The sequence below is a fragment of the Pinirhizobacter sp. genome (genome assembly GCF_035317885.1).
GTDB lineage: Bacteria > Pseudomonadota > Gammaproteobacteria > Xanthomonadales > Rhodanobacteraceae > Pinirhizobacter.
Genome location: NZ_DATHFX010000389.1, coordinates 1 through 5,663 on the forward strand (window position 1 = coordinate 1; position 5,663 = coordinate 5,663).

Annotated in this window: 6 protein-coding genes; 1 reads left to right on the plus strand and 5 read right to left on the minus strand. The window is 63.9% G+C overall.

Features of this window, described 5'->3' with window-relative positions; translation table 11 throughout:
• The 5 genes from VK519_RS12805 to grxD all read right to left on the minus strand — a co-directional run.
• The coding region (locus tag VK519_RS12805) for a TonB-dependent receptor (RefSeq protein ID WP_324350329.1) at window positions 1-1,365 on the minus strand (1,365 nt) is incomplete at its 3' end.
• A gap of 234 nt (window positions 1,366-1,599) precedes the next feature.
• Window positions 1,600-3,333, minus strand: a complete 1,734-nt coding sequence (olsF, locus tag VK519_RS12810; protein ID WP_324350331.1) for a bifunctional ornithine lipid synthase OlsF — start codon at window positions 3,331-3,333, stop codon at window positions 1,600-1,602.
• An 89-nt stretch (window positions 3,334-3,422) separates the two neighbouring features.
• Window positions 3,423-4,019 (minus strand): YhgN family NAAT transporter, encoded by a 597-nt coding sequence (locus VK519_RS12815; protein ID WP_324350333.1) that lies wholly within the window; start codon window positions 4,017-4,019, stop codon window positions 3,423-3,425.
• Window positions 4,020-4,044: 25 nt separating this feature from the next.
• Entirely contained in the window at window positions 4,045-4,815 is a 771-nt protein-coding gene (locus VK519_RS12820) for an SDR family NAD(P)-dependent oxidoreductase (RefSeq protein ID WP_324350334.1), read from the minus strand.
• Window positions 4,812-5,135 carry a Grx4 family monothiol glutaredoxin gene (grxD, locus tag VK519_RS12825; protein ID WP_324350335.1) on the minus strand — a complete coding sequence of 108 codons (324 nt, stop codon included), beginning with the start codon at window positions 5,133-5,135 and terminating at the stop codon, window positions 4,812-4,814. The genes VK519_RS12820 and grxD overlap by 4 nt, the downstream gene beginning before the upstream one ends.
• Window positions 5,136-5,244: 109 nt before the next feature.
• Between grxD and VK519_RS12830 the strand changes: the two genes are divergently transcribed.
• On the plus strand, window positions 5,245-5,663 hold a 419-nt coding region (locus VK519_RS12830; protein WP_324350336.1), incomplete at its 3' end, for a superoxide dismutase.

Genomic DNA, 5,663 nt, shown 5'->3' on the forward strand with positions numbered 1-5,663 from the left:
CGCGTCGACCGAACGGAACAGGTCGAAGTCGGAGTAGCCCAGCTTGGTCTCGGTCGAGAAGATATCGTTCCAGTCGTCGAACAACTGCAGCGTGTAGTTCTTGATGTTGGTGTTGGTGGTGTACCAGTAGCTGGAAAGGCCGATGGTGCTGGCGCCGTTACCCTGCGGGTTGGGCTTGGTTTCCTTGGTCTGCTGGTAGGCGAAGCTGGCGCGGTGGCCGTCGGTGATGTTCCAATCGATCTTGCCCAGGTAGCGCTTGTCGATCAGGTCGCCGCCGTTGGCGTTGATCGTGCCCGGCTGCAGGCCCAGGCCGTTGGCGGCAGCGATGATGCGATTGAGGTCGCCGGTGGACACCTTGTTGCTGGTGGAGTTGGCGATGCCCGGATCAAGGCCAGTGGCAGCGCCCGACGACAAACCGGTGATCTCTTCCTTCTCGTAGCTGCCGAAGAAGAACAGCTTGTCCTTGATGATCGGGCCGCCGAAGGTAGCGCCGGCCGTCCAGTTCTTGTCGAACTCGGTGTAGTCGCGGTTTTGATCCAGCCAGCCGGCTTCGCCGACCATCTTGTCCGCGCTCTTGTACGCGTAGTACACCGAGCCGTGGAAGTCGTTCGTGCCGCTCTTGGTCACCGCGTTCACTTCGGCGCCGACGGAATCGGAGATCACGTCGTAGTTGGCGGTCGAGATGTTGTAGCCCTCGATCGTGTCCACCGATACGGGCGAGCCGACGGTGGGCAGGCCGCTGCCATTCAGGCCGAACGGATCGCCTACGCCAATGCCGTCCACTTTAAGGCTGTTAAGGCGGGCGTTCTGGCCGTTGGCCGAGATCGCACCGGTACCGTGGTCGACGTTGACGCGCGGATCAAGGCGGGCGATGTCTGCGATGTTGCGGCTGGGGGCGGGCTGCATCTTCAGCGCGCGGGCGCCCACGTTGGTCCCCAGGCCCGTGTTGTCCGAGTTGAAGGTACCGCTGACGGCGGAGACGCTCACGGCGGCCAGCTGCGTGGCTTCCTGCTGCGCCGTGGCGCCCAGAGTGAGGTTCACCGGGGTATCGGTGCCCAGGCCCAGGAACACATTGTCCTGGCGGGACTGGGCGCTACCGCCCTCCTTGGTGGCCGTCACGTCGTACGGACCACCCACGCGCATGCCCTGCACCGAGTAACGGCCGGCGGCGTCGGTAGTGGTGACCTTGGTGGTGCCCGAGGGCTCGTGCACGATCTGCACGTTGGCGCCGGCGACCGGATTGCCGGAAGCGTCGACGATGCGGCCACTCATGGTGGAGGAGGTCTCCTGGGCCATGACCGAGGTCGTGGCAAGGAGGGTACCAATGGCAAGAGGCAGGAGTTTGGCGCGGATTCGGCTATTCATTAACGATCGACCCTGTGGCTCGCAAGGAAAAACGAAAAAAACACGCACGGGTCCTCCCGTGTGACAACGGGTGGAAGCCGCAAGTTATTGATTCCCCAATTTAAAACAATCAATTGGCCCGCCGTATTGTGGCGGCGGGCCTAGTTGTTAAAGTGACTTTAACGGGATTCTATGACAGGTTCGTAACAAATTCACGTCTTCACGACGAAATTCGCAGGTATTTTTCAACCAGCGTTATTCCTTGCCGAGGTAACGGGCCTTCTTGGCCGGCTTGAGCGAATTCAGATCGAGCATCACCAGGCCGTCGACGCAGCCGGAAAACCCGGGATCTTCGCCGAAACCGAGAAATTGCACCCCGCTAGGGTCGACAAGGTCGACATACTGGCGATAGAGCACCGGCAAGGTCTGGCCCAACGCATCCAGGCGATTCTTCAATAGGACGAGGCCCGTGGCCGCGTCCAGGCCCGCAAGTTCCGCGCGGACGCCGTCGCTCACTTCGGGAGAAATCACGAATGGCTGGCGTGCCGAAGCCAGGCCCGGGGCGCCGAAATAGTGCTCGTGCGCCGCGGCGATCCACTCACGGGCCTCGCGCGGCATGCTCACCGACATGCTCACTGGTCCGAACATGTAGCGCAGATCCCGGTGGCGCTGAAGGTACAGGCCGATGCCCTGCCACAGCTGGTCGAGGGCACGGGAGCGCCAGTAGGCCGGTGCAATGAAGCTGCGGCCCAGTTCAAGGCCCTGCGCCAGGCGCGATTCCAGGGCCGGCGAATAGTCGAACAGGCTCGAGGTATACAGGCCCGAGATACCGCGGCCGGCGATGATCTTCGAACCATTGCCGAAGCGGTAAGCCCCGACGACGCGCAGGGCTTTGGGATCCCACAGCACCAGGTGTTCGTAATGGGCGTCGTAGATATCGAGGTCGCGACGCAGGCCGGTGCCCTCGCCTACTCGGCGGAAGGTGAGTTCGCGCAAGCGGCCGATCTCGCGCAAGGCGGCGCTGTCGGGCGAGCCCTGAAGCAGGAGGGCCTGCTTGCCGTCACTGAGCTCGCCCATCAGTTCGGCCTTGGCAAGGTCCGCAACGATGCGCTCGGTGGGTTCGGGGTGCGCCAGGGGCGCCTGGCCGCCGAAGATCAAACCGCGCCGGTTGCCCAGGCGGTAGACATGGCGGCGCATCAGCTTCGCAGCTTGCTCCGGCGAACCGCCGCTGCGCTCCTTGAGTTCTTCCACGCCCACCGAAGCACCGATGGTGAAGGCGATGCGCTGGCCGCGCGGCGAGGTAGCCTCGCGCGGCAGCATCGCGGTGGAAAGCGGCTTGGCCAGCATCGACAGCCCGTAGAACGCAGCGCTGAGGCGCGCGGAAACGTGAATGGGCAACACCGGCGGCGGGGTGATCTTCTGGCCGCGGATGGTTTCGCGCAGCGCCATACGGGCAAAGCCGTCGTTCCACTTGCCGTCGCGTACGCGGCCACCGCGCAGGCGGGACACTTCGCCCGCCGGGAAGATGATCAGGGCCTGGCCTTCCTCGAGCGCGCGGAACACGTTGCGCATGCTCGAACGGGCGCCCTTGCCGAACACGTCCACCGGCAGCAGCAGGTGGCCCAGTTCCGGTACCGCGGAGAGCGCATCGTTACCCAGGATGCGCACGTCCTGGCGGACGGAGCCGATGAGGCTGATAAGCGCCAGGGCGTCGGTCATGCCAAGCGGATGGTTGGCCACCACCAGCAGCGGGCCTTCGACGGGGATGTTTTCCCGCTCGCGCTCGTCGACGCGGTAGCTGACGTGCAGGTGGTCGAGGGTACGTTCGACGAAGTCGAAGCCGGTAGCCGGGGCCACGGTGCGCAACGTGTGGTTGAAGCGCTCTTCGTGGGCCAGTCGTTCGAGCACCGCGGCCAGGGGACGCAGGATCCGCGGATGCTTTTCGAGCCACGGCAGGCGGTCGGTCAGGGCCTGTTCGACTTTGAGCATGATGGGTTCCCTCGTGTGGCGCTCATGCTGGTAGCCAAGTATGACAGGCCGGTGAAAGGAAACGCATGAATGCGTTTCAACCTACCTGCCTAGGCAGCGATATGCAGGTAAGCGGTAAGCCCGCTGAGGAACATCTGCACCGAAAGGGCGATCAGAAGCATACCCATCAGGCGTTCGAGCGCCGTCAGCACGCTTTCGCCTAGCCAGCGGAACAGGAAAGTGGAACTGAGCAAAATCAGCGCCACGCCCAGCCAGGCGGCGAACAGGGCCAGGCCCCACTCGGCGGTGCGGCCGGGCTGGGAGTTGGTCAACAACAGCAGCGCCGCCATCGCCGAAGGCCCGGCGATGCCGGGAATGGCCATCGGCACGATGAAGGGCTCGCCCTCGCCCGCCGCACCGAAAATGCCGCCTTCCACCGGCGGGAACACCATGCGGATGCCGATCAGGAACAGCACGATGCCGCCGGCGATGCTCACCGATTCAGGCCGCAACTGCAGCAGCTTCAGGATGTACTGCCCGCCCAGCAGGAAGGCCACCAGCACCGCGAGGGCGATCAACAGTTCCCGCACCATGACGTAACGGCGGCGCTTGGGCGGAACGTCCTTCAGCAGGGCCAGGAACAACGGGATGTTGCCCAGCGGATCCATGATCAGGAACAGAAGGATGCCTGCCGAGAGCGTGGTCATCTGTGCTCCACGCGTGCGGTTCCTTTTAGGCCGGGGTGGAACGGAGGTCGAGCGTGGCGCCGCGGGCAAATCCGCCGGCGGCGGAAAGCAGTGCGACGATGGCCGAGGCCGTGCCCTCGGGCGTAGGGTGCTTGAGGGTGTCTTCGCCGAAATACGCCTCGCGGCGCAGGGCCGTGCGCATCGGCGCGGGCAACACCGCATGCACGCGCATCGCGCCCTTGTCGTGTTCCTGGTGCAGGATCGTCGCCAATCGTTCAAGCCCAGCCTTCGATACTCCGTAGCCGCCCCAATGGGCGCGCGAGGTGAGTTCGGCATCGTCCAGTACGAACACCACGGCACTGTCGGCGGACTTCACCAGCCACGGCAGACAAGCCTGGGTCAGTGCGAAGGGCGCGGCCACGTTCACCTGCTGCGCGCGCAGGAAGTCGTCTGGCTTGTGCTGGGACAGCGGGGTGAGTCCACCGAAATGCGCGGCGGCATGGACCAGGCCGTCCAGACGGCCAAACTCATTGCCGATACCATCGGCGATCGCCTCGAACTCGGTAGGGGTGGCCGATTCGAGGTCGACCGGCACGATCAAGGGTTCGCCCTGGCCGATGCCTTTCAATTCGTCGTAGAGCTTCTCGAGGAACCGCACGCGTCGGCCGGCGAGGATCACCGTGGCACCGGCGCGCATGCACGCGCGCGCCACGGCACTGCCCAGGCCGCCGGTGGCACCGGTGACCATCACCACGCGTCCGGTAAGGTCGCCCTCCGGCAGCGTTGCCGGAAGCGTAACCAGGGGCAGCGCGCTCACGGACCGTTGACCGCGACGTCGGCGGCCATGCGCTTCAATTCACCCGCTGCATGCAAGTCTTCGACGATGTCGCAACCGCCGATCAGTTCACCTTGCAGGAACACCTGCGGGAACGTGGGCCAGTTGGAAAATTTCGGAAGACTGGCACGGATCTCGGGATCGTCCAGCACATTGACGGCATGATAGGTAGCGTCGGCGGCTTCCAGCGCCTGCACGGCGCGACTGGAGAACCCGCACATAGGGAACCGTGGCGTGCCCTTCATGAAGATCACGATGGGATGGCCGGCCACGATGGCCTTGATTCGCGCGACGGCGTCCATAGAAAAGATTCATCATTCACTAGCACGGATTTGGCTATTGTAGCAGTTCGGCCCGGCCCCACTGGCCTGTCCCCCACGTTTCTTCCCAGCCACCGCTAAGGAGCAAATCATGGCGATCGAGCTTCCCCCGCTTCCCTACGAAAAGAACGCCCTCGAACCGCACATCTCGGCCGAGACGCTCGAATACCACTACGGCAAGCATCACCAGGCCTATGTGACCAACTTGAACAACCTGATCAAGGGAACCGAGTTCGAGAACGCCGCCCTGGAAGACATCATCAAGAAGTCGTCAGGTGGCATCTTCAACAACTCCGCCCAGATCTGGAACCACACCTTCTACTGGCACTCGATGAGCCCCAAGGGCGGCGGCAAGCCGTCGGGCAAGCTCGGCGACGCCATCGACAAGGCCTTCGGCTCATTCGATGCCTTCAAGGAAGAATTCACCAAGTCGGCCGTCGGCAACTTCGGTTCCGGCTGGACCTGGCTCGTGCAACGCACCGACGGCAGCCTGGCCATCGTCAACACCTC

Coding starts and splice junctions, on each gene's coding strand:
- olsF (WP_324350331.1), bottom strand. CDS start 3,333: ATGCTCAAAGTCGAACAGGCCCTGACCGACCGCCTGCCGTGGCTCGAA.
- grxD (WP_324350335.1), bottom strand. CDS start 5,135: ATGGACGCCGTCGCGCGAATCAAGGCCATCGTGGCCGGCCATCCCATC.
- VK519_RS12815 (WP_324350333.1), bottom strand. CDS start 4,019: ATGACCACGCTCTCGGCAGGCATCCTTCTGTTCCTGATCATGGATCCG.